Genomic DNA, 23768 nt, shown 5'->3' with positions numbered 1-23768 from the left:
GGCCCACGGCGGGAGAGCACGGCGCACCCCGGCCTCGCTCAGGTCGCGGGCGTCGCGGGGACGATCTGGACCGTGCTGGCGACGGTGGCGGTCGCAGGGCGGGTCCCGGTGGGGACGGCCACGGCCTCGACCGCCCTGCCGGAGGCGGTCAGCGTGCCGGTGGCGTCCCTCGCCACGGTCACGCCGACCGTGATCCGGGGAAGCTGGAAGCCGGGGGAGGCCAGGTCACGCGTTTCGCAGCCGACGCTGCCGCCCGTGATCCAGCATCTCCAGCCCGCGCCGGAGGCCCGTACCGGGGTCAGGCCCGCGGGGAAGTAGTAGGTGACCTCGGTCGGGTATCCGATCCCGCCGGAGGCGGGGTCGGCGGTGACGTCTATGGAGAACGTGCCGGTGCCACCCGCCTCGAACGGGCCGTCGTGGACCGTGGTGAGGATCAGGTCGCCGGGGAACCTCGCTCCCAGGGCGGGCGGCACGCCCGCGACGGCCGCCGCGACGGTCAGCACGAGACCGATTCGTCGCATCGGCCCGCACCCCGCAGGATCTGGACGTTCATCGGTCATATTTCCTCATCCCCCGATTCCGCTGGGAATCCACCGCCTCCAATTCCGATGCGGTGAAAACATGCTTGGATTTGCGAAACATTCGCCGAATGCGGTGAACCATCCGTCGCCGCGGCTCGGGACGGCAGGCGTGCCACCGCCACTGCTCCCGGTAGCCCCGAAAGGATCACGCCAAACCGATCGAAGGGAAAAGTCGAGGGCCGGTGAGGACGTCCGGCGGCGTCCACGCGGCCGGGAAGGGGCCGTGGTGGGGCGGATCACGATTTGCACCACCTGCCAAAGGTCGCGCGCTCCCGGTGAAAGCGTTGCCCCGGACAGGGCAGGATGGACCCATGAGGGAAACCCGACTCTCGTCCGCCGGCCTGCGCGACGCCATCGACCGCAGTGGCTACTATCCCGATCTGGTCGCCGACGCGGTCGAGTCCGCGCTCGGCAAGGAGCAGGTGGGCGCCTACGTCGTGCACCACGAGGCCACCTTCGACCCGGCCATGGAGGTGCGCAGGCACGTCACGGTGCTGGTGCTCTCACCCACCCGGCTACTCGTCTGCCACACCGACGAGCACCCGCCCGTGGAGGGGGTGTCGGCGTCACACGCCTCCACGACCACCGAGGCCGTGCGGCTCAGCCGGATCCAGTCGGTCGCGGTCACCAGGGTCGTCCCCGACCCCGCCTCCTACGTGCCGGGCGTGCCGCCCACGGAGGTCACGCTCACGATCGGCTGGGGTGCCATCTCCCACGTCGACCTGGAGCCGGCCACCTGCGGTGACGAGAACTGCGAGGCCGACCACGGATACACCGGTGCCATCACGGCCGACGACCTCTCCCTGCGGGTGAGCGAGGCGGCCGACGGGCCAGAGGCCGTCTCCCACGTGCTGGCCTTCGCCAAGGCACTGTCGGAGGCCACCGCCCGCACCGCCTCATGACCCCGCTGGTCCCCGCCTACGGGACGGCCTCGCTCGCGGACCTGTCCTCCTCGCTGCTCGCCGCGGTCGGGATGGACGGCGACAACCCGCTGGGCCTCGCCCCGGCAGAGCGAGTCCTGCTCTTCCTCGTCGACGGCATGGGCGCCGAACTGCTCCGCGCCCACCCGCTGGCCGCGCCGTTCCTGTCCGCCAGGCTCGACCGGGTGCTCACCGCGGGCTTCCCCGCCACGACCGTGACCAGCCTGGGCACGCTGGGCACCGGTCTGCCGCCGGGCGAGCACGGCATGCTCGGCTACCAGCTCGCCGTGCCCGGCGCCGGCTACATGCTCAACTGCCTGCGCTGGACCGCCCAGGGCCCCCTCGTCGAGCCCGGCGACTGGCAGCCCGCTCCGACCGTGTACGAGCGTGCGGCGGCGGCCGACATCCCGGTCAGCTACATCGGCCCGGCCAGGTTCGAGACCACCGGTTTCAACAGGGCCGTCTACCGGGGCGTGCGCTTCGTCGGTGCCGACGAGGTCGACGACCGGATCGCCGGGGTCCGCCACGCGCTGACCGAGCCCCGCGCCCACGTCTCGGTCTACTACGGAGACCTCGACTCCATCGGCCACCGGACCGGCTGGGGCTCCCCGGCCTGGCTCGACCAGCTCGCCCGGGTCGACCGGATGGCCGAGCGACTGGCCGAGACGCTCCCGCCCGGCTCGGCGATGTACGTCACCGCCGACCACGGCATGGTCAACGTCACCGAGCGCGTCGATGTCGACACGCTCGGCGTGCTGCGCGAGGGCGTCGCACTGCTCGGCGGGGAGGCCAGGGCCCGTCACGTCTACACCGTCCCCGGCGCTGCGGAGGCGGTCCTCGACACCTGGCGCGACATCCTCGCCGGAAAGGCATGGGTGGCATCCCGCCAGGAGGCGGTCGAATCCGGCTGGTTCGGCCCCAGGGTCCGCCCCGAATGGCTGCCCAGGATCGGCGACGTCCTCGCCGTTCCGTACACCGACTGCGCCATCGTCGCCTCGGTCGCCGAGCCGCAGGAGGCGGCCTTCGTCGGCTGTCACGGTTCGCTGACACCCGCCGAGCAGCACGTTCCCCTCCTGGAGGTGAGCACCAGATAGACCAGCGCTACGCCGGGTCGTGGGCCGGTCGAGTGACCGATTCCCCGGGGCCTGACGCCACCGGCTGATCCCCGCACCCGAAGCAGACGAAGCCCGCCACCCCGGTCTTCCCGCTCGCGGTGGCCAGTGCCCGTGCGGGCGGGGCGCCGGCGGCCAGCGACCCGTGGAAGGCGGTCATCAGAGCCAGCGTCTCCTCGTCGCGCACCGGCACCAGGCTGGCCACCACGCACCGCGTCCCCAGCGACAGGAACGTGCCCGCCAGCCCCAGCGGCGCCCCGTCGGCCGGGGCGTGCGCCATCCCCGCGTCGCACGCCGACAACACCACCAGGCCCGGCGGGGTGCGCAGCCGGAGCAGGTCGTACGCCATCAGCGGGCCGTCGTCGAGATCGATGCTCGACAGCAGCGGGCTGCGCGGGGAGAACATTCCGTGCGCGGCCAGATGCGCCACGTCCGCCCGCTCCAGCGCCGTCATCACCTCCGCCCGCCGAGCCGCCACCCGCTCGGTCCCCGGGTGGCACTCGCCGACCATGCGGGCCTCGGCCTCCGAGCACCGCAGCCCCGGCCCCGCCACCGTCACGACACGCCCGTCCCGCACGGCGGGCACCTGCCTGCCGGCCAGCCAGGCGGCGGCGCTGGCCGCCACGCTCACCGGCCGGTCCGCGTTCATCGGCAGCAGCGGCCAGGGCAGGATGTGCAGCGCCCCCGTCGGCACGATCACCAGCGGCCGGTCGCCCAGCCGGTCACGCAGCGGCTGGAAGAGCAGCCGTTCCAGCTCCGCGGCCTCCGCGCCGGACTCTGGCGCCCTTCCATCGAGCAGGTGTGTCCTGCGCAGCCCGTACCGGAGGCGGACGGTGGCCTCGGCGACGGTCGCGAACGGGCCGAGGCGGCGCAGCGTCACACGCTCCCCGGTGACCACGACGGCGGCCAGTTCCGCCTCGTGGCGGACGAACTCCACCAGGACCGACTCCCCGAGCGCCGCTCGCAGCGCGGCCAGGCCGGGCGCGAGCGGCAGGCCCGCGCCCCCGGTGACCGCCCGCCACCGTTCGGCCCACGCCAGGACCGTGCGGCCTCGCCCGGTCCGCATGGCGAGGGCCAGCCCGAACTCGGCCAGCGGCTCACCCTCCCTGGCGGCGTGCGCGCGCATCACCGGGTCCTCGAACGCCTTCGTTCCGGACCCCACCTCCGCGAGGCCCGCCAGCACCGCCGCGAACGCCCCCCGCCGGTCGCCGGCCAGGAACCGCCGCAGCGCCGTCGCCCGGCGGGCGACCACTCCGCGACCCGAGCGGGCGAGGAGGGCCAGCTGGCCCTCGGCGGACGGCCGGTCACCCAGCCGGAGCGCGATCTCGGCGGCGCTGAGCCTGAGCGCCGCCGAGGCGTCCCGGTGCCCGGCGGCATCGAGCGCCTCGGCGCACGAGAGCATCTCCGGCACCGTCGCCGGTAACTCGGCGGAGGACGGGTCCAGCGCGAGCCGGGCCCGCAGCAGGATCTCTTCGGCGAGCGGCGTCAGGACCGTCCGTCCCTGCGCGGCCAGCTCGCGGGCGGCCAGCTCCGCGCTCTCCCGGGCACGGCGCGGATCTCCGGTGCGCAGCTCGACCCTGGCGAGCAGGAGTCGGGCCTCGGCCAGGGTCACCCTGGCGCCCGCCGCCGCCAGCTCGGGAACCGCCATGTCCAGCAGCGCCCGAGCCTCGCCGGGCAGGTGGGCGGTGACCAGTGCCTCGGCCAGGTCGCAGCGGACCGTCGCCAGCCGCTCCGGGTAGTCGAGCAGGAGGTCCTGGGCGCGCCGGTAGGCGGTGAAGGCGGCGGGCAGGTCGCCGCGCCGCGCGGCCAGGAACGGCAGGTTGCCCTCGGCGAGTGCGAGCACATGTTCCAGGCCCGCGTCCCTCGCCAGCTCCGCGCACCGGCCCAGGTCGGCCTCCGCCGCCTCGAACTCCCCGAGGAACACCCGGGCGAGCCCGCGGTTCAGCATCGCCCCGGCCACGAACCTGACGTCGTCGCCGAGGACGGTCATGGCCCGGTCGCAGTGCTCGACGGCCTCGCGGTAGCGGCCGAGCCTCGCCAGGGCCATCGCGCGATGCACGCCGAGCCTGCCCAGCTCGGCCGGGGCCAGACCGGGTTCGGCGTCGGTGGCGATGGCCAGTGCCTGCTCCGGGTGGCCCAGCTCGGTGCGGATGTGAACCAGCGACAGGCGCGCCTGGGCGGCCCGGTGCGGCAGCCCGGCCCGCAGTGAGATCTCCACCGCCCGGTGCAACCGCTCCTCGGCGAACGGCAGGTCGCCGAGCTCACGTGCCGCCACCGCCAGTGCCCGGTGCGCCACCACCTCCGCCTCGCAGTGCCGGCAGCCCGAGGCCCGCTCCGGCACCGCGCCGCCGCCGTCCGGATCACCCGTCTGGCCGGTCGTTCCCCGGCAGGACGCGGGGAGCGAGGCGAGCACGGTACGGGCCAGAGCGAGGGCTCGGGCCGGGTCGCTGCCCGAGAGGTCGACCGCGCGCTCGGCGGCGGCGAGCGCCTCGTCGAAGGTCAACTACGGGCGGATCCGGGTCCAGCTGGTGACCACCGGGAAGCTCTCCGGCCGGTGACACACCACGCTGAACCAGCCCGGCGGCAGGCCGGTGACGGCGAACTGGCCCGTCGGGGACAGGGGGCGCGACTCGGTGAGGTGTAGCGTGCGGATCTCGACCAGCGTGCCCGCCTCGGGACAGGGGGAGACCTGGCCCGCCAGGTCGACCAGCCCGTCCAGGGAGGTGACCTCCAGCTCCACCGTGAGCTCGGCGGCGACGAACCTCAGCAGCCGGGGCTCCTCGGTGGACCGGACGCCCTGCGGCGCGGGGGTGACCACGGGGCGGGCCGTGCCGGCACCGGGCAGCCGCAGACCGAAGACCGCACGGGCGGCGGTCGTCACCTGGGCCGGCACCGGGTCGCTCCCGGAGGCCAGGCGCAGCGCGGCTATCAGGGACTCGTCGTCGATCGTCGTCGGATGTCGCGTCACGGTGTCGCCTCCCGAGTGGTGAGCATGGTGCGTAGTCGGTTCAGGCAGCGACCCCGGGTGGGGCCGTAACTGCCGCTGGGCATGCCCAGACGCCCGGCCAGCTGGTGGACGCCCGCGTCGGGGGCCGTGGCCATCAGCCGGAACAGCGAGCGGCACGGCTCGGGCATCTGGTCGACGGCCTGCCACAGACGACGGCTCTCGTCGGCGGTCAGCACGGCCAGCGCCGGATCGGCGTGGACGTGCCCGGCGTCGGCCGGCTCGGTGTCCACGCACGCACGTTCCGCGTCCACCGGGTCGGCGACCAGCCGCTCGCCCCGGTGCCGCCGGCGGAGCAGGGACGCCTCGCGCTTGGCCGTGGTGAACAGCCAGGGACCGATCCGGTCCGGGTCACGGATGGTGTGCAGGCTCTCGAGCAGCCGTAGCCACGTGCCCTGCACCGCGTCGGCGGCGTCCGCCGGGCTCAGGTCGTAGGCGCGCACCGCCGACCACAGCGCGCCCGTGAAGCGGGTGACCAGCGCGTCCCAGGCCGCCTGGTCGCCGGCCAGGACGGCCTCGATCGTGGGCTGGTCGCTCACCGGCACCTCCGGGCCACATAAGGCACTCTGAGTATTCGAGTGAATACTTTGGGTGAGACTTTAGCCGGGCGTGGGCACGACGACTCCCAAATCGGGGATCCGCCTGGCCCCCACCGGATCGAGGACGTGTTTCGCGGCCTCCCGCGAGGGCCGGTCCGCCGACGCCGCGGCGATCGCCCCGCTCACCAGGGCGGCGGCGAAGGAGGTCCCGCTCCAGCGCGCGTAGCCGCGGAACGCGCCGTGTTCGAGGAAGGTGCTGGACAGCCACTCGCCACGGGCACACGCGTCGACCCACGGGCCGTATGCCGAGAACGGGGCCTTGGCCTGCTCCGCCGCGTCCAGTGCTCCGACGGCGATCACCTCGGGCGAGGCGGCGGGCCAGAAGGGGCGGTCCGAGGCGGTGTTGCCCGCGCAGGCCACCGTGACCGTGCCGGCCAGTTCCGTCAGGGCGGCCTCCACCAGCGGGGAGGGGCCGTCGTCGAAGGTGTGCCCGCCGAAGGACAGGTTGAGCACCCGGGGTGGTTCGGCCCTGAGCCGGCCCAGGACGCGCAGCAGTCCGGCCTCGTCTCCGATGCCGTGGCTGTTCAGCATCCGGATCGGCCGCGGCCTCGCCGCCGGGGCCGACCGCAGGACCAGCCCGGCGATGAACGTGCCGTGCCCCGCCTGGGGGTCCAGTTCGCCGTCGCCGTCCGAGTCGGGCACCTCCGCGGACTCCTGTCCCCGTTCCAGAAACCACGGGCTCGTCCGCCACCACGGGTGCGACGCCAGGCCCGTGTCGGCCAGCGCCACCGTCACGGCGGTCGTGGCGGGCCCGTCCGCGGCGGGCTCGGGCATCGGGAGGGCGAGGGTGGGGAAGGGGCGGGAGGCCGGACCTCCGAAGTAGAGCGGCTGGCCCGTCAGCACATGGTTGGGGGAGGCGGGAAGTCCCCGCTCCCGTAACGACGCCACCAGGTCGCAGACGTCCACGCCCGATGAGAGCCGCACCCGGTAGATCCCTTGGGCCTCGGTGACGGCGTCGGCCCAGCGGGCGGTGGCGGCCATGCCCGAGGCGTCGGTCAGCAACTGACCTTTTCTGATCAGAGCGGGCGATCCGGGGATGGGTTCCACCCGTTCTATATCGGTATCCATCTGGTCCTCCGGGGGTGCTCACCAGCTTGCGGGGGTTCTCTTCGCTCCCGAGGATGCCCTGGCCAAGCGTCCGCGTCGCAACATCTTGGTATGACCCCCCTCTGGTGCGACGTCACGACCGACGGTAGTCTCTCCTTCAGTCACTTGTGATCATCCTGGGACGAGGCCGTTGGGGAAGGCGCACCTCGTACCGAAACGGGAGGTCCGGTGTCTGCTCGTGGCGTGCTTTACGTCCACTCAGCTCAGCCTGCGCTGTGCCCTCATATTGAATGGGCGGTCGCAGGCGTTCTTGGCGTACCCGTGGACCTGACCTGGACGCCACAGCCCGCCGCGCCCGGTCACGTGCGCGCACAGGCCGAGTGGGAGGCCCGGGTGGGGACCGCGGCGGCCATCACCTCATCCCTGATGGGCTGGCAGCGGATCCGCTTCGAGATCACCGAGGACGCCTCACCGGGTGTCGACGGGGCCCGGCACGCCTACACCCCGTCTCTCGGTGCCTTCACGGCCGTTGTCGGGGCCACGGGTGACATCCTGATCCCGGAGGACCGGCTGCGCTCCGCCATGCTGATGGCACGCCAGGGCCGCGTGGTGTTGGAGGAGGAGATCGATCGCCTGCTGGGCAAGCAGTGGGATGCCGAGCTTGAGTCGTTCCGCTACGCGGGGGAGGGCGCACCGGTCCGCTGGCTGCACGCCGCCGTCTGACCTCGCGGTCCGCCCCGCCGGTCTCGCGCGCTCCCGTCGAGGTGAGCGGCCCGTACCCGCCCTGACGACCCCCTGCCGGGTCGGCGGATGATCATGCGCATGTCGCGCCGGGAGACACGGCTGAGTTTCTCGCCGGATGCCGCAACTTTTGCTGCCTTCATAGCGACATAAAGGGGGATCGGAATCTGGATCGTCGGGAGTGGGCGTGTCACTGCGTGTCGGAGACCCTCAGCGGATCGGTGGCTACTGGCTCGCGGGGCGCCTGGGCGAGGGCGGGCAGGGAGTCGTCTACGACGCCTACGACGAGACGGGCGGCAGAGTCGCGATCAAGGTTCTGCGTGCCGGCGGTAGGGCGGATCCGCAACTGCGGGGACGCTTCACCAAGGAGGTCGCCGCCACCCAGAAGGTCTCCTCCTTCTGCACCGCGAGGGTCATCGAGGCTCACCCCGAGGCGTCCCCGCCCTACATCGTCAGCGAGTTCGTCCATGGCCCGACGCTGAAGCAGGCGGTCACGACCGCCGGGCCCTACCACGGTGACGGGCTCCACCGCCTGGCCACCGCCATCGCCACCGCCCTCGCCTCCATCCACCGGGCAGGGGTGATCCACCGGGATCTGAAGCCGGAGAACGTGCTGCTCGGCCCGGACGGTCCACGAGTGATCGACTTCGGTATCGCGCGAACGGAGGAGGCGTCACTGACCACCGACGGCCTCGCCGCCGGCACGCCGCCGTACATGGCGCCCGAGGTGCTGTCAGGGCAGCGCGCGCAGGCGTCCGCCGATGTGTTCGCCTGGGGAGCGGTGATCCTTTTCGCGGCGACCGGCCACCACGCCTTCACCGGTGAGGCCACCGCCGCGGTCCTGCACCGTGTCCTGACCTTTCACCCCGACCTGAGCGTCCTGGACGGCTCGCTCCGCATCCTGGTCGGACGGGCACTGGAGAAGGATCCGGAGCTGCGGCCGTCGGCACAGGAGTTGCTGATGGGCCTGATCGGGAACCCCGGCGACACCGGCGCGCTTCTCCGGGACGGGGTACGGGCAGCCGAGCGGGTACGCCCGCCCGCGCAGCTGAACGCCGCCGACCCCGCCCTCGGCACGCACGCCGAGACCGTCTACCTCAGCCTGCCGCCCGCCGCGCAGCGGCTGATGCCGGAGATCTTCCTGCGGATGGTCGGCGTCGACGAGGACAGCCAGGACACGCTCAGGCGGGCTCCGCGTGCCGAGTTCGCCGACGGCAGGTCCGAGGAGGAGGCCGCCCTCGTGGCGCAGGTGCTCGCGGCCTACGGCTCCGCCGGTCTCATCGTCACCGACCCGGACACCGACACCGTGACCATCGCCCACCTCGCGCTGTTGCGGGCCTGGCCCCGCCTGCACGAATGGGTCGACGCCGAACGCGGCGGCCTGCCGGTTCACTGGCGGCTCAACGCCGCGGCCCGGCGTTGGAAGACGGGCGGGATCAAGGACGGGGACCTCTACCAGGGAAGCGCGCTGGAGACCGCGCTCCAGTGGGCGGCCACCGGCCGCCACCACCTGAACCTCACCGGCTCGGAGAGCAGCTTCCTCACCGCCAGCACGGTGCTGGTCCGCCGGCGGGGCAGACGACGCCGGTTGGTCACCCTCAGCCTGGCCGTGTCGCTGGCCCTCGCGGTCGCCGCGGGTGGCCTCGCGGAACAGCAGCGCCGCACGGTGGCCGAGCAACTGGACCGGGCGCAGGCCCAGGCGATAGCGGGCAGGGCGGACGCGCTGCGGGCCACCGACCCGCGGGCGGCGATGCTGCTGAGCGTGGCCGCGTGGCAGACCGCTCCCGTCGCCGAGGCCCGGTCGAGCCTCTACAGCTCGCTGGCCCAGCCACAGCAGGACCTGTTCGCCGATCCGGACGGCACCGCCACAACGGTCCACGCCCTGAGCCCCGACGGCCGGATGCGTGCCGACGTGAACGAGAACGAGGTTCAAGTCTGGGAGGTCGGCACGCGCGAGCGACTCCACACCTTCACCACGGCTGGCAAGCCGGCCTTCGCCGCATCCCTGAGCCCGGACGGCACCAGGCTCGCCACGGCCGCCGGTGACGGGTTGCGGCTCTGGGACCTCGCCTCGGGAAAGCAGATCGGCGCCGAGTTCGGCGACACGTCCTTCCTCAGGCTCGCGGAGAAACTGGAGTTCGGCCCCAGCGGACGCCTGCTCGTGGTCAGTAAGGGCGGCGAGCTGCCGGAGGGGCAGCTGTGGGACGTGGACAGCCGGCGGCGGATCCTGCCGCCGACGACGCTGACCTACCTCGACGTGACTGCCCTGTCCGTCGACGACAGGGCCGTCATATCGGGTATCCCGTCAGGTGGCGTCGGCGACACGGGGCCGGCGACCGAGCTGTGGGACCTCCGTACCCGGACGCGGGTGCCGGCACCGTGGCTCTCCCGGGGCGGCTTTCTCCCCGTGGCGATCAGCCCCGACGGCAGGACGATCGTGAACGCGGCGTTCGACCAGGCGCGGACGGAGTGGCGGGCGGAACTGTGGGATGTCGCCTCCGGCACGCGGTCGGCCGGAAAGTTCGCGCCGACGCGGTCGATTCCGCGGTTCGCGTTCAGCGCCGACGGCCGCTTTCTCGCCTACTCCGACGCCGAGGGCGCCAGGGTGACGCTCTGGCGGATGAGTGATCGTCGTGAGCTGGCCCGCTACCCGCTTCCCGGCCTGGGGAGCGTGACGCCCCGCTTCGGTCCTGAGGGTCGCACGCTCCGTCTGCTCGGAGACTGGGGTTCGGTGCTGACCCTCGACATCGATGCCTACACCCATCCGCTGCTCAGCGGCGCCGGCGGCCACGACGCGGTGTTCAGCCCCGACGGGCGCGTCATGGCGGTGGAGGGCAGCGGAGAGGTCCGGCTGTGGGACACGGCGCTGCGCAGGCCGCTGGGCGATCCCCTCCGGGTGCCGGGAGACGACCTCACGAACGATCACCTGGCGCGGGCCGCCGCGACCTTCAGCAAGGACGGGAAGACCCTCGTCGTCGGCTACGGCACGATGGTGAGCGTATGGCAGGTCTCCACCCGGCGCATGCTCGCCTCCTTCCCCTACAGCGAGCAGAAGCCGCGAACCGACGCGGTGGTCGGCCCGTACCAGTACGACGGCATCGAGGAACTCGTGCTCAGCCCGGACGGCAGGACCCTCGCCGCCACGTTCTACCTCACCTGCGGGGAGTGCCCCGAGCCGTTGGGGGCCCTCGCGCTCTGGGACCTGCCGAGCGGGCGCCCGATCCGGCTCATCGAGCAGCAGCGCAGCGACATGCCCGCCCTGTTCGGCCGCGCGGGCCTGGCGTTCCTTCCAGACGGGCGCACCTTGGCGGTGGGCAGCCTGGGCGCCGTCGGCCTCATGGACGTCGCCTCGGGCAAGCTGGTCAACAGGCCGAGCGGAGCGGCCGACTCCAACAGCGTGGTGGCGGTAAGCCCTGACGGCACCACCGTCGCCACCGGTGAGGAGAACGGCCAGATCAAACTCTGGAACGCCCGGACCTGGCAGCGCCTCGGCCCCGTCCTGGTCGGTCACACCGGCGCCGTCACGGATCTGGTCTTCGACCAGGGCCTGCTCGCCAGTGCCGGGCGGGACGGCACGGTACGGCTCTGGAATCCCGCCACCGGCCGGCAGATCGGCTCCGCCATCACCGGGCACACGGACGAGGTCGCGGCGATCTCGCTCGACCTCGACGGCACCAGCCTGTATCACGTCGCGCGCGACGGCGGCTTCCAGGAGTTCCCCCTGGATTCCCCACGGGTCGTCGCGGCGGTGTGCGGGCGGGCGGGCGGGAACCTCTCCACCCAGGAGTGGGCGCGTTACCTGCCCGACCTGCCCTACCGGGAGGTCTGCCCCGAGACCGGTACGAGCGGGGGCGCGTGAGGCCACGGGTCCACAACGGGAAGCCCCCGCCCGGGAGCCTCCTGTCCAGAGTCGGCCAGGCCGGGAACCACCGGCTGCCGCACCCCCTCGCCACCCCACAGCACCGGACCAGGTCCCCATCCCATGGTCGATAGACCGTGACGGCGAACAGGCCCGCCGAGATGTGCTCCACAGCGGCCAAAGCCACCCTGCTGGTCACAAGAGGGATGGGCATCCATCCCCCGCCGCCGCCGGCTGGAATGGTGCAGGCGAGGTGCCGCCAGAGGCGGTATGTCCCTACGATGCTGTACGGTCGCCGCGACGAGCCGCGATGAGACGGGCACGGCAGGCCTAGGGAGAACTCAGTGAGGCGATGGAGACGGGCGCTCCTCGTGCTACAGGCCGTCGCGCTCCTGGTGTACCTCGTCATGCCCGACCCGTTCACCTCCTCCGCGAGCGCGGCCGCTTCCCCGGCCGTCGGCGCCCGGGCGGGGCAGGCGTTCCTGTCCCATCTCTCGCGCGATGACCCCGCCCGGCCCATGACCACCTCTGACGAGGTGGCCACGGCGCCGCGAGACACACCCGGTGCCCACCCTCCGGCCGCCGACGCCCTTTGCCTGGCGAGCACCGCCCTGCCCGATCCCGACAGGGCCAGGCCATCCGGGGAGTGGGCGCCAAAGGGCAGCGCCCTGGTCGCGTTGCGGCCCTCGCTGTCTGCCTTGCAGGTCCTTCGCTGCTGACAGGCCGCTCGTGGTGCCGCCTGGCCCAGATGGCCGGGCGGCACCACGTCGTGCCCTGACCGTTCGAAAACACCTCAAGGTTGATCATGCATTCACCCTCCGAGTTCCGCCGTGCCCACCATGGCAGCAGCTGCGATCGTTTCGCCGGCCCTCGCCGCCCCGCCGACGAAGGGGCGATGCGGTCATGAACGTCGGCATCATCGGCCAGGCGGCCGGCCTGTTCGCCGTCACCAACATCGACGACATCTTGGTCCTGGCGCTGTTCTTCGCCCAGGGCGCCGGACACCGCGGCTCGACCCTGCGGATCGTGGCCGGTCAGTATCTCGGTTTCGCCGCCATCTTGGTCGTGGCCGTCGCCGCCGGATTCGGGGCGACGTTCCTGCCTGAGGCGGTCATCCCCTACCTGGGCCTGCTCCCGCTCGCCCTCGGTCTCAAGGCCGCCTGGCAGGCCTGGAGGAACCACCGCGACGGGGAGGGTGAGAAGGAGGGTGGGGCCGCCTCCGGCGGGCCGGGCGTGTCGGCGGTCGCCGCGGTCACCTTCGCCAACGGCGGCGACAACATCGGCGTCTACGTGCCGGTCTTCGCCACCGAGGGCATCGGCGGGATGAGCGTGTACGTCGTGGTCTTCCTCCTGCTGATCGCCGTGTGGTGCCTGGCCGGGCGGTTCTTCGCCACCCATCCGGTCATCGCCAAGACCCTCAGCCGCTGGGGCCACATCCTGCTACCCGTGGTCCTGATCGCCATCGGCGCGCTCATCCTCATCGAAGGCGGCGCCTTCGGCCTGTGAGCAGGCGCGTGCGGGCCCTCGGGGATTTCGCGGCGCAACCCCTCGCCGTCAGGTCACGAAACGAAAGTTTCACGGTTCATTGACAGCTGGAAAGCGCTTTCCTATGGTGTGACTGTCCGCCAACACGGACGTGTTCATACATGTGAGCGGTGCGCACTCGCTGGGGGGAATCCGGAGCGCAGGTCACCCAGGCCTGCCGGACCAGCAAGGAGTTCGGCTGTGAAGAACAGGTTCGACAGGAGGGCCGCCGCGGTCGCCATCGCCGGCGCGGTCGCCGTGTCCGGGTGGGCACTCGGCACCTCCGCGGCCGCGGTCGGTGTGGCTGTGCCGGTGATTCAGGTGTCGGCGGCGGTCGGCGGCGCCACCGGCTACGCGACCGGCAACGGCGGGACCACCGGCGGTGCGGGCGGACAGACGGTGAGGGCCACCACGGGGACCGAGATCCACGCGGCCCTGTGCGGCCGGGCCGGCAGCAGCACCCCGATCATCATCGAGGTTGAGGGGACCATCAATCACGGCAACACCGGCAAGGTGTCGGGTGCAAGCTGCAACACCGCCGCCGGCGTGATCGAACTCAAGCAGATCAGCAACGTCACGATCATCGGGGTCGGCAACGGGGCCGTCTTCGACCAGCTGGGCATCCACATCCGCGACTCCAGCAACATCATCATCCAGAACGTCACCGTCCGCAACGTCAAGAAGTCGGGCTCGCCCACCTCCAACGGCGGCGATGCCATCGGCATGGAGAGCACCGTCCGCAACGTCTGGGTCGACCACGTCACCCTGGAGGCCTCGGGCGGGGAGTCGGAGGGGTTCGACGGCCTCTTCGACATGAAGGACGACACCCAGTACGTGACCCTGTCCTACAGCACCCTGCGCAACTCCGGCCGCGGCGGGCTCATCGGGTCCAGCGAGAGCGACCGCTTGAACGGCTTCATCACCTTCCACCACAACCTGTACGAGAACATCGACTCCCGCACACCCCTGCTGCGTGGCGGTATAGCCCACATCTACAACAACTCCTACGTGAACCTCCACGAGTCCGGCATCAACTCCCGGGCCGGGGCCCGCGCCAAGGTGGAGAACAACTACTTCAAGGACTCCAAGGACGTCCTGGGCACCTTCTACACCAGCGAGGCCGGCTACTGGCAGGTCGCCGGCAACATCTTCGACAACGTGACCTGGTCGGCCCCCGGCAGCGACAACGCCCCCGCCGGACCCGACCCGCAGTCCAACACCACCGTCAGCGTCCCGTACTCCTACAGCCTCGACGGGGCGAGCTGCGTGCCGGACATCGTCCGCCAGACGGCGGGCGCCAACAAGGGGCTGCGGGTGTCGAACGGCGGCTGCTCGCCACAGACGCCCACGCCCACGGTGACGCCGACTCCCACCCCCACGCCCACGATCACCCCTTCGCCCGGCGGGACCAACCTCAGCATCGGGGCCGGTTCCGACGGCTCCAGCAAGGCCGACGGGACGAGCTACGGCAACGTGCGCGACGGCAACCTGAGCACCTACTGGTCGCCGGCCGGCTCGACCGGTGACATCTCGATCAAGTGGAGTTCCGCCAAGACGGTGTCCAGGGTCGTCATCCGTGAGGCGTCAGGCTCCGCGGGCGGCATCGGATCCTGGCAGCTCGTCAACGGCACCACCGGCACCGTCCTGAAATCCGGCAGCGGGGCGGGCACCGTCACCTTCGCCGCGACCTCACTGAGCAAGATCACCTTCAAGATCACCGGCTCGACCGGCGCGCCGAAGGTCGCCGAGTTCGAGACCTACGCCGGGTAGCGGGCCGGTCCCACCGTCCGCCACCGATCGCCCGGAACGGGGGCGGGGTCCGTCCAACTGACGGGCCCCGCCCTTCGGCTTCGGACGGCCTGCGCGCGGCCTCATGTGGGTTGGACGCCTCGATGCGCGCCAGGAGCTCGGGGCGGAGGCCGGATAGCCGTCCGGGGCGGCGGGCCCAGGGGCCTGGAGCGAAGCCGGGCCATACACTGGATGGCGCGTTGAGCGCGCTACGGCGTCCGAGTCGACCCAGACCGGCAGGCATGACGTTCCCGCCCCAAGACGGTCTCGGCTCGCGCCTGGCACGCCCGCCGCGTCCCCTCCTTCTCGTCGGCGATCAGCAAGGGCCTCACCTCGAACTCATGACTTTCAGGCGCTGGTGGCGGATTCCGCGTGACGGCGTGCTCGGCCTGGCGAGGTGGCGGCCGAGCGCGGCACTGTGCGGCCTGGCCGTGGTCGTCGTCGTGGCGAGCACGGCCGATGTGCTCGCCGTCGGCCCGCTGCGGCGCTGGGATCAGCACGTGATGCTTGGCCTCGACGGGCTGCGGGCGACCGGCTGGCCGCACGTGGCCTGGCGGATGATCGTGGTCGGCGGCCAGTTCTGGCTGGTCGGTTCCCTGGTGATGATCGCGGCCGTGGTAGCGGCCTGGCGGCGGCGCGATCTGCTGCTGGTGGCGGCTGTCGGCGGGTGGCTCGCTGTGACCAGCGCGCTGGTCTGGTTGTTCAAGCAGGCGCTCGGGCGCACGCCTCCTGGCTCGGGTGGCGATCTGCTGTTCGCGGCCGGGCAGTCGTTTCCCTCCGGGCATGCCGCGCTGGGTGCGGCCTGTCTGCTGGTGAGCGCCACCCTGGTGCAGGGCGACGGCGGGCGGTACCTGGTCGGCGCAGCGCACGTGCTGGCCGTCGGCGTCGCGGCGGCGACGGTGGCGCTGGGCTACCACTGGCCCAGTGACGCGATCGCCGGTTGGGCACTCGGTCTTGGGCTGGGACTACTCGGCCGCGCCATCGTGGCCAGGCTTGGGCAACGACGAAACGGCCCGTGGCGGTAGCGGGTGAAAGAGCGCTGGGCCATCGCCACCGACCGTTCGGATCGCGCACTGACACTCTCGTGGCAGTTGACATGATCCACGCCAATCTGATCGTCATCTACACCGAACAGTTCGACGACTGCCGAGACTTCTACGCCGGGCTCGGCCTCACCTTCGCCAGAGAGCAGCACGGCGCCGGTCCCGAGCACTACGCCGCCACTCTCTCCGGCGGAGTCGTCTTCGAGATCTACCCCGCCACCAGCCGCCGCCCCGCCACCGGGAGCCTGCGTCTCGGTCTCACGGTCCCGGCCGGCTCCACCACAGCGCCGCTCACGCCCGGCAGGCACATCCTCACGGACCCTGACGGCCGCACCATCGACCTGCACGTCACCCGGGAGATCGCCACGAATCAGCGGCGAGGTCCCGTCGGCGGGTCGGCGTTTCCTCCGATGGGAGTCTCGGGGGCTTTCGCCGAGGAGTACGGCGGTGCGCACTCCGAGGACGGCGGAGATTTGCCGCAACAGAGGTCGTGCTGTTCGCTGCCGAGTAGCGGGCCGCAGAGTTCGTCGTCTGGCGGGCCCTGCTGGGCGTGACACCCTCGCGGAGGGGCTGGGGTGCCACGTGTGAGGGGGCCACACCCCATGACAGCAAGATCAAAAACTTTTCGGGCTCTCCCCCGTGCGCAACGATGCCCCCACCCGAAGGGGCCGGGTGGGGGCACGACGAGCCACGTTCAGAGCGGGATGTTGCCGTGCGCGCCCCGGGCGGGGGTCGCCTTGGCCAGGACCCTGGCGATGGCGCCCCGGGTCTCCCCGGGCTTGATGACCTCGTCGATCACACCGAGCTCGATGGCCCGATCGAGACCGCCGGCGAGGACCTCGTGCTCCTCGGCGAGCCTGCTCTCCAGGGCGGCGCGCTCCTCCTCGGGGGCGGCGGCGAGCTCGCGGCGCTTGAGGATGCGGACCGCGGCGACCGCACCCATGACCGCGATCTGGGTCGTCGGCCAGCCGAACACCTTGGTCGCACCCAGCGAGCGGGAGTTCATGGCGATGTAGGCGCCGCCGTACGCCTTCCTGGTCACCAGGGTGATCCGCGGCACGGAGGCCTCGGCGAAGGCGTGCAGGAGTTTGGCGCCGCGGCGGACCACACCGTCGTGCTCCTGTCCGACGCCCGGCAGGTAGCCGGGGACGTCGACCAGGACGACCAGCGGCACCCCGAAGGCATCGCACATCCGGACGAACCGTGCGGCCTTCTCCGCCGAGGCGGAGTCGAGGCAGCCGCCCAGGCGCATCGGGTTGTTGGCCACCACGCCCACGGTCCGGCCTCCGAGACGGCCCAGGGTGGTGACGATGTTGGGCGCCCACTTGGCGTGCAGCTCCACGCCCGGCTCGTCGAGCAGGCCCGCCACGAGCGGCTTCACATCGTAGGCGCGGCGCACGTTCTCGGGCAGCAGGCCGGAGAAGTCGACCTCCTCGACCTCGGTGCGCACCCGGCCCTGGTGGCCGAGGAGCACCGCGAGGCGGCGGGCCTGCACGTAGGCCTCCGTCTCGGTCTTGGTGACCACGTGGACGACGCCGCTGCGCTTGCTGTGCGGCTCGGGGCCCCCCAGGCCGGCCATGTCGATCTGCTCGCCGGTGACGCTGCGGACCACGTCGGGACCGGTGACGAAGATACGGCCCTCGTCGGCCAGGATCACGATGTCGGTCAGCGCCGGGCCGTACGCGGCGCCGCCGGCGGCGGGGCCCACGACAACGGACAACTGCGGGATCACGCCTGAGGCGCGGGTCATCGCGGCGAAGACGCGGCCGACCGCGTGCAGCGACTCGACGCCCTCGGCGAGGCGGGCACCGCCGGAGTGCCAGACGCCGATGATCGGGACCCGCTCGCGGACCGCGACGTCGTAGGCGTGCACGATGTGCTCGCACCCCTCGCTGCCCATCGCACCGCCCTGCACGCGGGCGTCGCTGACGAACGCGACGACCGGCACGCCCTCCACCCGGCCCGTCGCGGCGAGCATGCCGCTGCGGTCGACCGGCGAGATCAGCCGGAGCGAGCCCTCGTCGAGCAGAGCGGAGAGGCGCACCTGGGGGTCACGGGGATCAAGAGGCTCCTGTTCGGAGGCCTCGCTCACCACCCCGTTGTCGAGCACAGTCACCACGAGCTCCCTGTCAGACGCTGGTGAAGGCCACGGCGACGTCGTGCCCGCCGAACCCGAAGGAGTTGTTGATCGCGGCGATCTGGCCACCGGGCAGAGCACGTGGCTCAGCGCGCACGATGTCCACCTCGACGCCGTCGTCGAGGTCGTCCAGGTTGATCGTTCCGGGTGCGCGCCGCTCGTGAAGTGCGAGGACCGTGAAGACGGACTCGATGCCGCCGGCACCGCCGAGCAGGTGACCGGTCATCGACTTGGTGCCGCTGACCAGCGGGTGGTCGCCGATGACCTCCTTGATCGCGACCGTCTCCACCACGTCGCCGGCGGGAGTGGAGGTGGAGTGCGCGTTCACGTGCTTGATGTCGCCGCCCGTGAGGCCGGAGTTCTCCAGGGCGCGGCGCATGGCGAGCATGACCCCGGCACCGGTCGGCTCGGGCTGGGCGATGTGGTGTGCGTCGGCCGAGTACCCGACCCCGGCGGCCACCGCGTAGATCGTGGCGCCACGCGTACGGGCGTGCTCCTCCGACTCCAGCACCAGGATGCCGGCGCCCTCGCCGAGGACGAACCCGTCACGGCCCTTGTCCCAGGGCCGGGAGGCGCGCTGGGGCTCGTCGTTACGGGTCGACATGGCGCGCATGGCGGCGAAGGAGCCGATGTTCAGCGGGTGGATGGCGGCCTCGGTGCCGCCCGCCACGACCACGTCGGCCCGGCCGGAGCGGATCATCTCGATGGCGTACCCGATCGACTCGGCGCCGGTGGCGCAGGCGCTCACGGTGGCATGGACGCCGGCGCGGGCGCCGACCTCGATGCCGATCCAGCCCGCCGCGCCGTTCGGCATCAGCATGGGCACGGTGAACGGTGAGAGCCGTTGCCAGCCCTTCTCCTTGAAGGTGTCGTAGGCGGCGAGGATCGTGGTGATGCCCCCGATACCGCTGCCCACGACGACACCGAGCCGCTCGGGGTCGACCTTGTCGATCGCGGCGTGCGCCCACGCCTCACGGGCCGCGACCAGTGCGAACTGCTCGGCCCGGTCCAGCCGCCGGGCCTCCGGCCGGGGCAGGACCTCGGTCGGGTCCACCGCGGCGAAGGCGGCGAACTTCACCGGGACGGAGTCGACCCAGTCTTCGGTGATGTCGCGTACCCCGGACTGACCGGCGAGGAGCGCCGACCAGGTCGAGGCGACGTCCCCACCGAGAGGCGTCGTCGCGCCGAGCCCGGTGACGACGACACGTACCTGGCCTGTACTCACGTTCTGCGCTCCTTGTGAATCGCTGGTCTTAGGGGTAAGGATCGAGACGTCTCAGTTCTGGATGAAGTTGATGACGTCCTTGACGTTCTTGAGGTGCTTGAGCTGGTCGTCCGGGATCTCCACGCCGAACTCGTCCTGGGCGGCGACGGCGATCTCGACCATGGACAGCGAGTCGATGTCGAGGTCGTCGACGAAGCTCTTCTCCGGAGTGACCTCGGAGGCCGGGATTCCGGTGATCTCGTTGACGATCTTGCCAATGCCGGCGAGGATCTCCTGCTCGGTCAGAGCCATGTCGCGTGTTCTCCTTGAAATGGGTTTTCTTCTGGCTTTCCGGGCGGCGGGGCCGCGCGGAAGTTCTAGGGGATCTCGATGACCTGACCGGCATAGGTCAGGCCCGCGCCGAAGCCCAGCAGCAGGGCGAGCCCGCCGGACTGGACCTCGCCGCGTTCGATCATCCGGGACAGGGCAAGGGGGATCGAGGCGGCCGAGGTGTTGCCCGCCAGGACGATGTCCTTGGCGATGACGGCGTTCTCGGCACCGAGCTTGCGGGCGATCGTCTCGATGATGCGAAGGTTGGCCTGGTGGGGCACGAAGGCCGCGAGGTCGGCGGGATCCACCCCGGCACGCTCGCAGATCTCCTTGGCGACGGGGTGGAGCGCGGTGGTCGCCCAGCGGAACACGGTCTGGCCCTCCTGATGCAGGAAGGAGTCGCGGTCCTTGATGATGATCGCGTCGAACTTGTCGCCGGCGCTGCCCCAGACCACGGGACCGATCCCCGGGGTGTCGGAGGGGCCGACGACCGCCGCGCCCGCGCCGTCGGCGAAGATCACCGCGGTGGCGCGGTCGGTCCAGTCGATCCACTGGGAGAGCTTCTCGGTGCCGACGACGAGCACGTTGGTGGCCGAGCCCGCGCGGATCGCGTCGTTGGCGACCGCGAGCGCGTAGCAGAAGCCGGAGCAGGCGGTGTTGACGTCGAACGCGCCGGGAGCGTCGATGCCCAGCCGCGTGGCCACCCGGCCGGCGGCGTTGGGGATCTGGGTCTCCAGCGTGCAGGTGGCGACGATCACCAGGTCGATGTCGGAGACCGACAGGCCGCTCGCGGCGAGCGCCTTGCCGCCCGCCTGCACGGCCAGGTCGATCTCCGACTCGCTGTCCGGGGCGATCCGGCGCTCCTTGATGCCGACCCGGCTCTGGATCCAGGCGTCGTCGGTCTCCATGGTCGCGGACAGGTCGTCGTTGGTGACCACCTGGGCAGGCTGGTAGTGGCCGAAGGCCAGGATCTTCGCGCCCGGAGAACCCTGAGGGGTCTTCATACCTCGGTCACCGCTCCTCATTCGACTGGAGAGCGGCTCGTGCGGCTTCCAGATCGTCGGGGGTCTTCAGGGCGACGGTCGTCACCCCGCGCAGAGCACGCTTGGCCAGGCCGGTGAGCGTGCCGCCGGGGACAAGTTCGATCATGGTGGTGACGCCGAGCTCGGCCATCGTGGCCATGCAGGCGTCCCAGCGCACCGGGTTGGCGACCTGGGTGACCAGACGCTCCAGGAAGTCGGCGCCGCTCGTGACCGCCGCGCCGTCGCTGTTGGACAGCAGGGTGACGGCGGGGTCGGCCGGGGTGAGGCCCGAGGCGGCCTCACGCAGGTTGTCGACGGCGGAGGCCATGTGCGCGGTGTGGAACGCGCCGGCGACCGACAGCGGGATCACCCGGGCGCGGGCGGGCGGCTCCGCCTTGAAGGCCGCCAGCTGCTCCAGCGTGCCGCCGGCGACGATCTGTCCGGCGCCGTTGACGTTGGCGGGAGTGAGCCCGTTGGCGGCGATGGCCGCGAGGACCTCCTCCTCGACCCCGCCGAGGACGGCGGACATGCCGGTCTCGGCGATGGCCGCGGCCTTGGCCATGGCCTGGCCGCGCTCGCGGACGAGGCCGAGGGCCTGTTCGGGCGTGAGCACCCCGGCCAGGGTGGCGGCGGTGAACTCGCCCACGCTGTGCCCGGCGACGATGTCGGGAGAGGCCCCCAGGACCTCGGCGATGGCCAGTCCGGCGGCCACGAGCAGGGGCTGCGCGACGGCGGTGTCACGGATCTCGTCCGCGTCGGCGATGGTCCCGTAGGCGATCAGATCGAGTCCGGCCAACTCCGACCAAGCGGTCAGCCGGTCGGCCAGGCCCGGTAGTTCGAGCCATGGACTGAGGAAGCCTGGAGTCTGGGCACCCTGGCCCGGAGCGACGATGACGAGCACGAAATCCAGCCTGCCCTGTAGAGGTTCAATACTCGGATAGAGATCCAGACGAAGTTTGTCCCCACTTTTTTGTAGGGAACCTACAGTGGGGGTTTCGTGGAAGTTAAGTAAAGCCTGCTATGTCACCGGCGTTTCCGATAGGCGTCCGAGGATCAGCCCCACCTGCAGAGTGAAGGCGGATCGCCCCTCCGTCGGCTGGTAGCCGGTCAGCTCGGTGATCTTACGCAGACGGTAGCGCACCGTGTTCGGGTGGACGAACAGCAGCCTGGCCGTCGCCTCCAGGGAGGTGCCCTGTTCCAGGTAGGTCGCCAGGGTGTCGAGCAGTGGCGTGCCGATCAGTGGCTGGTAGACGTTCTCGATCAGCTGCGCCCTGGCGTCGGCGTCACCGTCGAGGGCCCGCTCGGCCAGCAGATCCTCGGCGTGGACCGGCCTGGGCGCGTCCGGCCACCCCGCGGCCGCCCGCAGCCCCGCCATCGCCGCCCGCGCGGATCTGGCGGCCGAGTGCAGGTCCGCGACCTCGGGCCCGATCACGATCGGCCCGTTTCCGAAACGCGGCACCACATGCCTGGCCGCGGCGGCGACGCTGTCCGCGCCGCCCACGATCACGATCAGCCGGTCGCCCTGCACCCCGGCCAGCATGTCCAGGCCGGACCTGCGGCCCCGATCGCGCAATGCGTCTATCACCGCCTGCGGGTCGTCGTCGGGCGTCTGTCCCGCCAGCACCACGACGGGGGTGGAGGTCCAGCCGAGCGCGGCGGCCCAGGAGTGCAGGCCGTCGTCGACCTCCCCCCTGACCAGGGCGTCCACGATCAGCGCCTCCAGCCGCGCGTCCCAGGCGCCGCGCGCCTCGGCCTCCCGCGCGTACACCTGCGCGGCGGCGAACGCGACATCGCGGGTGTAGCGGAGCATCGCCTGCTGGAGCTGGTCATCGCCGCCGGGCGCCGCCAGTTCCTCGGTCTGTGCCTCGACCACCTCGACCACGACCCGCACGATGTCGACCGTCTGCTGCAGCGAGATGGACCGCTTCAGCTCCCTGGGCGCGGTGCCGAAGAACTCGATGCTGGGCGTCGGGCGGCCCTCGCCGGCGTGCTGGAACCACTCCACGAAGGCGGCGATCCCGGCCTGGGCGACCAGCCCGACCCAGGACCTGTCCTCTGCGGAAAGTGCGCGAAACCACATCAGCCGGTCGTCCATCCGGGACATGGCGGCCGTGCTCAACGTGCCCATGGCCCGTTCAAGCCGGCGCGTGGTGTCCTCCCTGACCCGGTCGGGATCGAGATCCCTCCCGTCCGACCCGGTCACGACGTCGCTGTGCCTGACCGCTCGCTCGCTCCGTTCCCTCACGCCACTAAGAGTGCCAGGTCGTCGGAGATGCACCGGCCATGGTCCCCGACAGCGCACGCCCCTCGATCTTGTACGTCCGGTACGACCGGGTCCCCCGTGTGGTGGACGCGACCGCGCTCAGACGACCGCGACGGCGGTGATCAGTCCGATGGCCAGGTGGGTGACCGCCAGCAGCCGGGCGCCCGGCTGGAGCTCCGGCTCCTTGACCAGAGCGCGCACCGAGATTCCCGCCACCCTGTCGAACGCGATCATCGCCACGGTCTGTACGGCGATGCCGACCAGGCCGAAGACCAGCGTCGCGAGCAGGCCCTCCTGCAGGGCGCCACCGGAGGACCAGATGGAGGCCGCGACGATCAGCCCGACGGCGGCCAGCCCACAGCAGGCCAGCAGCGTGGCGTTGGGGTTGCGCTCCTCCTTGATCAGCCGGCTGAGCTTGCCGGGAATGGCCATGTCGATCACGTAGAAGCCGATGATCAGCAGGATCACGCCGAGGGCGGCGTAGGAGGCGATCGCGAGCGCGCCGCGCCCGAGGATTTCGGCGAGGGAGAGCGCCTCGCCGCCGGTCGCGGGGGGCAGGAGCGTCACGGCCGGGGTGGGGGTGGGACTCATGGC

General features: G+C 71.7%; 21 protein-coding genes. 9 read left to right on the top strand and 12 right to left on the bottom strand.

From position 1 onward, the window contains the following. Nucleotides 1-38 precede the first annotated feature (38 nt). Nucleotides 39-521 (bottom strand): hypothetical protein, encoded by a 483-nt coding sequence (locus ABT061_RS34075; protein WP_350925794.1) that lies wholly within the window; start codon nt 519-521, stop codon nt 39-41. Between the two features lie 371 nt (nt 522-892). On the opposite strand from ABT061_RS34075, the gene ABT061_RS34070 reads away from it, so the two are divergent. Together ABT061_RS34070 and ABT061_RS34065 are read left to right on the top strand one after the other, a co-directional pair. Then, a complete protein-coding gene (locus ABT061_RS34070) occupies nt 893-1483 on the top strand; it encodes a DUF5998 family protein (protein ID WP_350925792.1) in 591 nt (196 codons plus the stop codon). Then, the gene (locus ABT061_RS34065) at nt 1480-2595 is read left to right on the top strand and encodes an alkaline phosphatase family protein (protein ID WP_350925789.1); all 1116 of its coding nucleotides are present in this window, start codon (nt 1480-1482) and stop codon (nt 2593-2595) included. Before ABT061_RS34070 ends, ABT061_RS34065 begins: the two co-directional genes overlap by 4 nt. A gap of 7 nt (nt 2596-2602) precedes the next feature. Here the strand turns inward: ABT061_RS34065 and ABT061_RS34060 are convergent, their stop codons facing one another. From ABT061_RS34060 to ABT061_RS34045, 4 genes are read right to left on the bottom strand one after another with little or no spacing between them, the layout of a single operon-like run. Beyond that, on the bottom strand, nt 2603-5116 hold the full coding sequence (locus ABT061_RS34060) for a CHAT domain-containing protein (RefSeq protein WP_350925787.1): 2514 nt from the start codon (nt 5114-5116) through the stop codon (nt 2603-2605). Then, nucleotides 5117-5581 carry a hypothetical protein gene (locus ABT061_RS34055; protein WP_350925785.1) on the bottom strand — a complete coding sequence of 155 codons (465 nt, stop codon included), beginning with the start codon at nt 5579-5581 and terminating at the stop codon, nt 5117-5119. It lies immediately after the preceding gene. Further along, nucleotides 5578-6156, bottom strand: a complete 579-nt coding sequence (locus ABT061_RS34050) for an RNA polymerase sigma factor (protein WP_350925783.1) — start codon at nt 6154-6156, stop codon at nt 5578-5580. The genes ABT061_RS34055 and ABT061_RS34050 overlap by 4 nt, the downstream gene beginning before the upstream one ends. Before the next feature lie 60 nt (nt 6157-6216). After that, complete coding sequence (locus ABT061_RS34045) at nt 6217-7284, bottom strand: S8 family peptidase (RefSeq protein ID WP_350925781.1); 1068 nt, start codon at nt 7282-7284, stop codon at nt 6217-6219. A gap of 207 nt (nt 7285-7491) precedes the next feature. On the opposite strand from ABT061_RS34045, the gene ABT061_RS34040 reads away from it, so the two are divergent. The 7 genes from ABT061_RS34040 (at nt 7492) to ABT061_RS34010 (ending at nt 16772) form a co-directional block, all read left to right on the top strand. Next, the gene (locus ABT061_RS34040; RefSeq protein WP_350925779.1) at nt 7492-7986 is read left to right on the top strand and encodes a DUF3145 domain-containing protein; all 495 of its coding nucleotides are present in this window, start codon (nt 7492-7494) and stop codon (nt 7984-7986) included. A 205-nt stretch (nt 7987-8191) separates the two neighbouring features. Further along, nucleotides 8192-11863 carry a protein kinase domain-containing protein gene (locus tag ABT061_RS34035; RefSeq protein ID WP_350925777.1) on the top strand — a complete coding sequence of 1224 codons (3672 nt, stop codon included), beginning with the start codon at nt 8192-8194 and terminating at the stop codon, nt 11861-11863. A 344-nt stretch (nt 11864-12207) separates the two neighbouring features. Beyond that, nucleotides 12208-12582: a hypothetical protein gene (locus tag ABT061_RS34030; RefSeq protein ID WP_350925775.1), complete on the top strand. Its 375-nt coding sequence runs from the start codon at nt 12208-12210 to the stop codon at nt 12580-12582. Between the two features lie 184 nt (nt 12583-12766). Next, nucleotides 12767-13369 (top strand): cadmium resistance transporter, encoded by a 603-nt coding sequence (locus ABT061_RS34025; RefSeq protein WP_350925773.1) that lies wholly within the window; start codon nt 12767-12769, stop codon nt 13367-13369. Nucleotides 13370-13588: 219 nt separating this feature from the next. Then, nucleotides 13589-15157 (top strand): pectate lyase family protein, encoded by a 1569-nt coding sequence (locus ABT061_RS34020; protein WP_502991535.1) that lies wholly within the window; start codon nt 13589-13591, stop codon nt 15155-15157. 359 nt (nt 15158-15516) lie between these two features. Beyond that, complete coding sequence (locus tag ABT061_RS34015) at nt 15517-16200, top strand: phosphatase PAP2 family protein (protein WP_350925771.1); 684 nt, start codon at nt 15517-15519, stop codon at nt 16198-16200. A 59-nt stretch (nt 16201-16259) separates the two neighbouring features. Continuing rightward, entirely contained in the window at nt 16260-16772 is a 513-nt protein-coding gene (locus ABT061_RS34010; RefSeq protein ID WP_350925769.1) for a VOC family protein, read from the top strand. Nucleotides 16773-16912: 140 nt separating this feature from the next. Here the strand turns inward: ABT061_RS34010 and ABT061_RS34005 are convergent, their stop codons facing one another. The 7 genes from ABT061_RS34005 to ABT061_RS33975 all read right to left on the bottom strand — a co-directional run bounded on the left by ABT061_RS34005 (nt 16913) and on the right by ABT061_RS33975 (nt 23765). Continuing rightward, nucleotides 16913-18334, bottom strand: coding sequence for an acyl-CoA carboxylase subunit beta (locus ABT061_RS34005; protein WP_350925767.1), 1422 nt, complete (start codon nt 18332-18334; stop codon nt 16913-16915). 13 nt (nt 18335-18347) lie between these two features. Next, nucleotides 18348-19580: a beta-ketoacyl-ACP synthase II gene (gene fabF, locus ABT061_RS34000; protein WP_350925765.1), complete on the bottom strand. Its 1233-nt coding sequence runs from the start codon at nt 19578-19580 to the stop codon at nt 18348-18350. A gap of 51 nt (nt 19581-19631) precedes the next feature. Further along, complete coding sequence (locus ABT061_RS33995; RefSeq protein WP_030920149.1) at nt 19632-19871, bottom strand: acyl carrier protein; 240 nt, start codon at nt 19869-19871, stop codon at nt 19632-19634. A 65-nt stretch (nt 19872-19936) separates the two neighbouring features. After that, nucleotides 19937-20893 (bottom strand): beta-ketoacyl-ACP synthase III, encoded by a 957-nt coding sequence (locus tag ABT061_RS33990; protein ID WP_350925763.1) that lies wholly within the window; start codon nt 20891-20893, stop codon nt 19937-19939. A 7-nt stretch (nt 20894-20900) separates the two neighbouring features. Then, entirely contained in the window at nt 20901-21812 is a 912-nt protein-coding gene (locus ABT061_RS33985; RefSeq protein WP_350925761.1) for an ACP S-malonyltransferase, read from the bottom strand. A 117-nt stretch (nt 21813-21929) separates the two neighbouring features. Further along, nucleotides 21930-23039: a PucR family transcriptional regulator gene (locus tag ABT061_RS33980; protein ID WP_051753216.1), complete on the bottom strand. Its 1110-nt coding sequence runs from the start codon at nt 23037-23039 to the stop codon at nt 21930-21932. 234 nt (nt 23040-23273) lie between these two features. Further along, entirely contained in the window at nt 23274-23765 is a 492-nt protein-coding gene (locus ABT061_RS33975) for a DUF350 domain-containing protein (RefSeq protein ID WP_350925759.1), read from the bottom strand. Nucleotides 23766-23768 lie beyond the last annotated feature (3 nt).

This window comes from Streptosporangium sp. NPDC002544, from assembly GCF_040295965.1.
GTDB lineage: Bacteria > Actinomycetota > Actinomycetes > Streptosporangiales > Streptosporangiaceae > Streptosporangium.
Note: the sequence above shows the minus strand (reverse complement) of the source record. Positions and strands in the feature narration are given on the sequence as shown.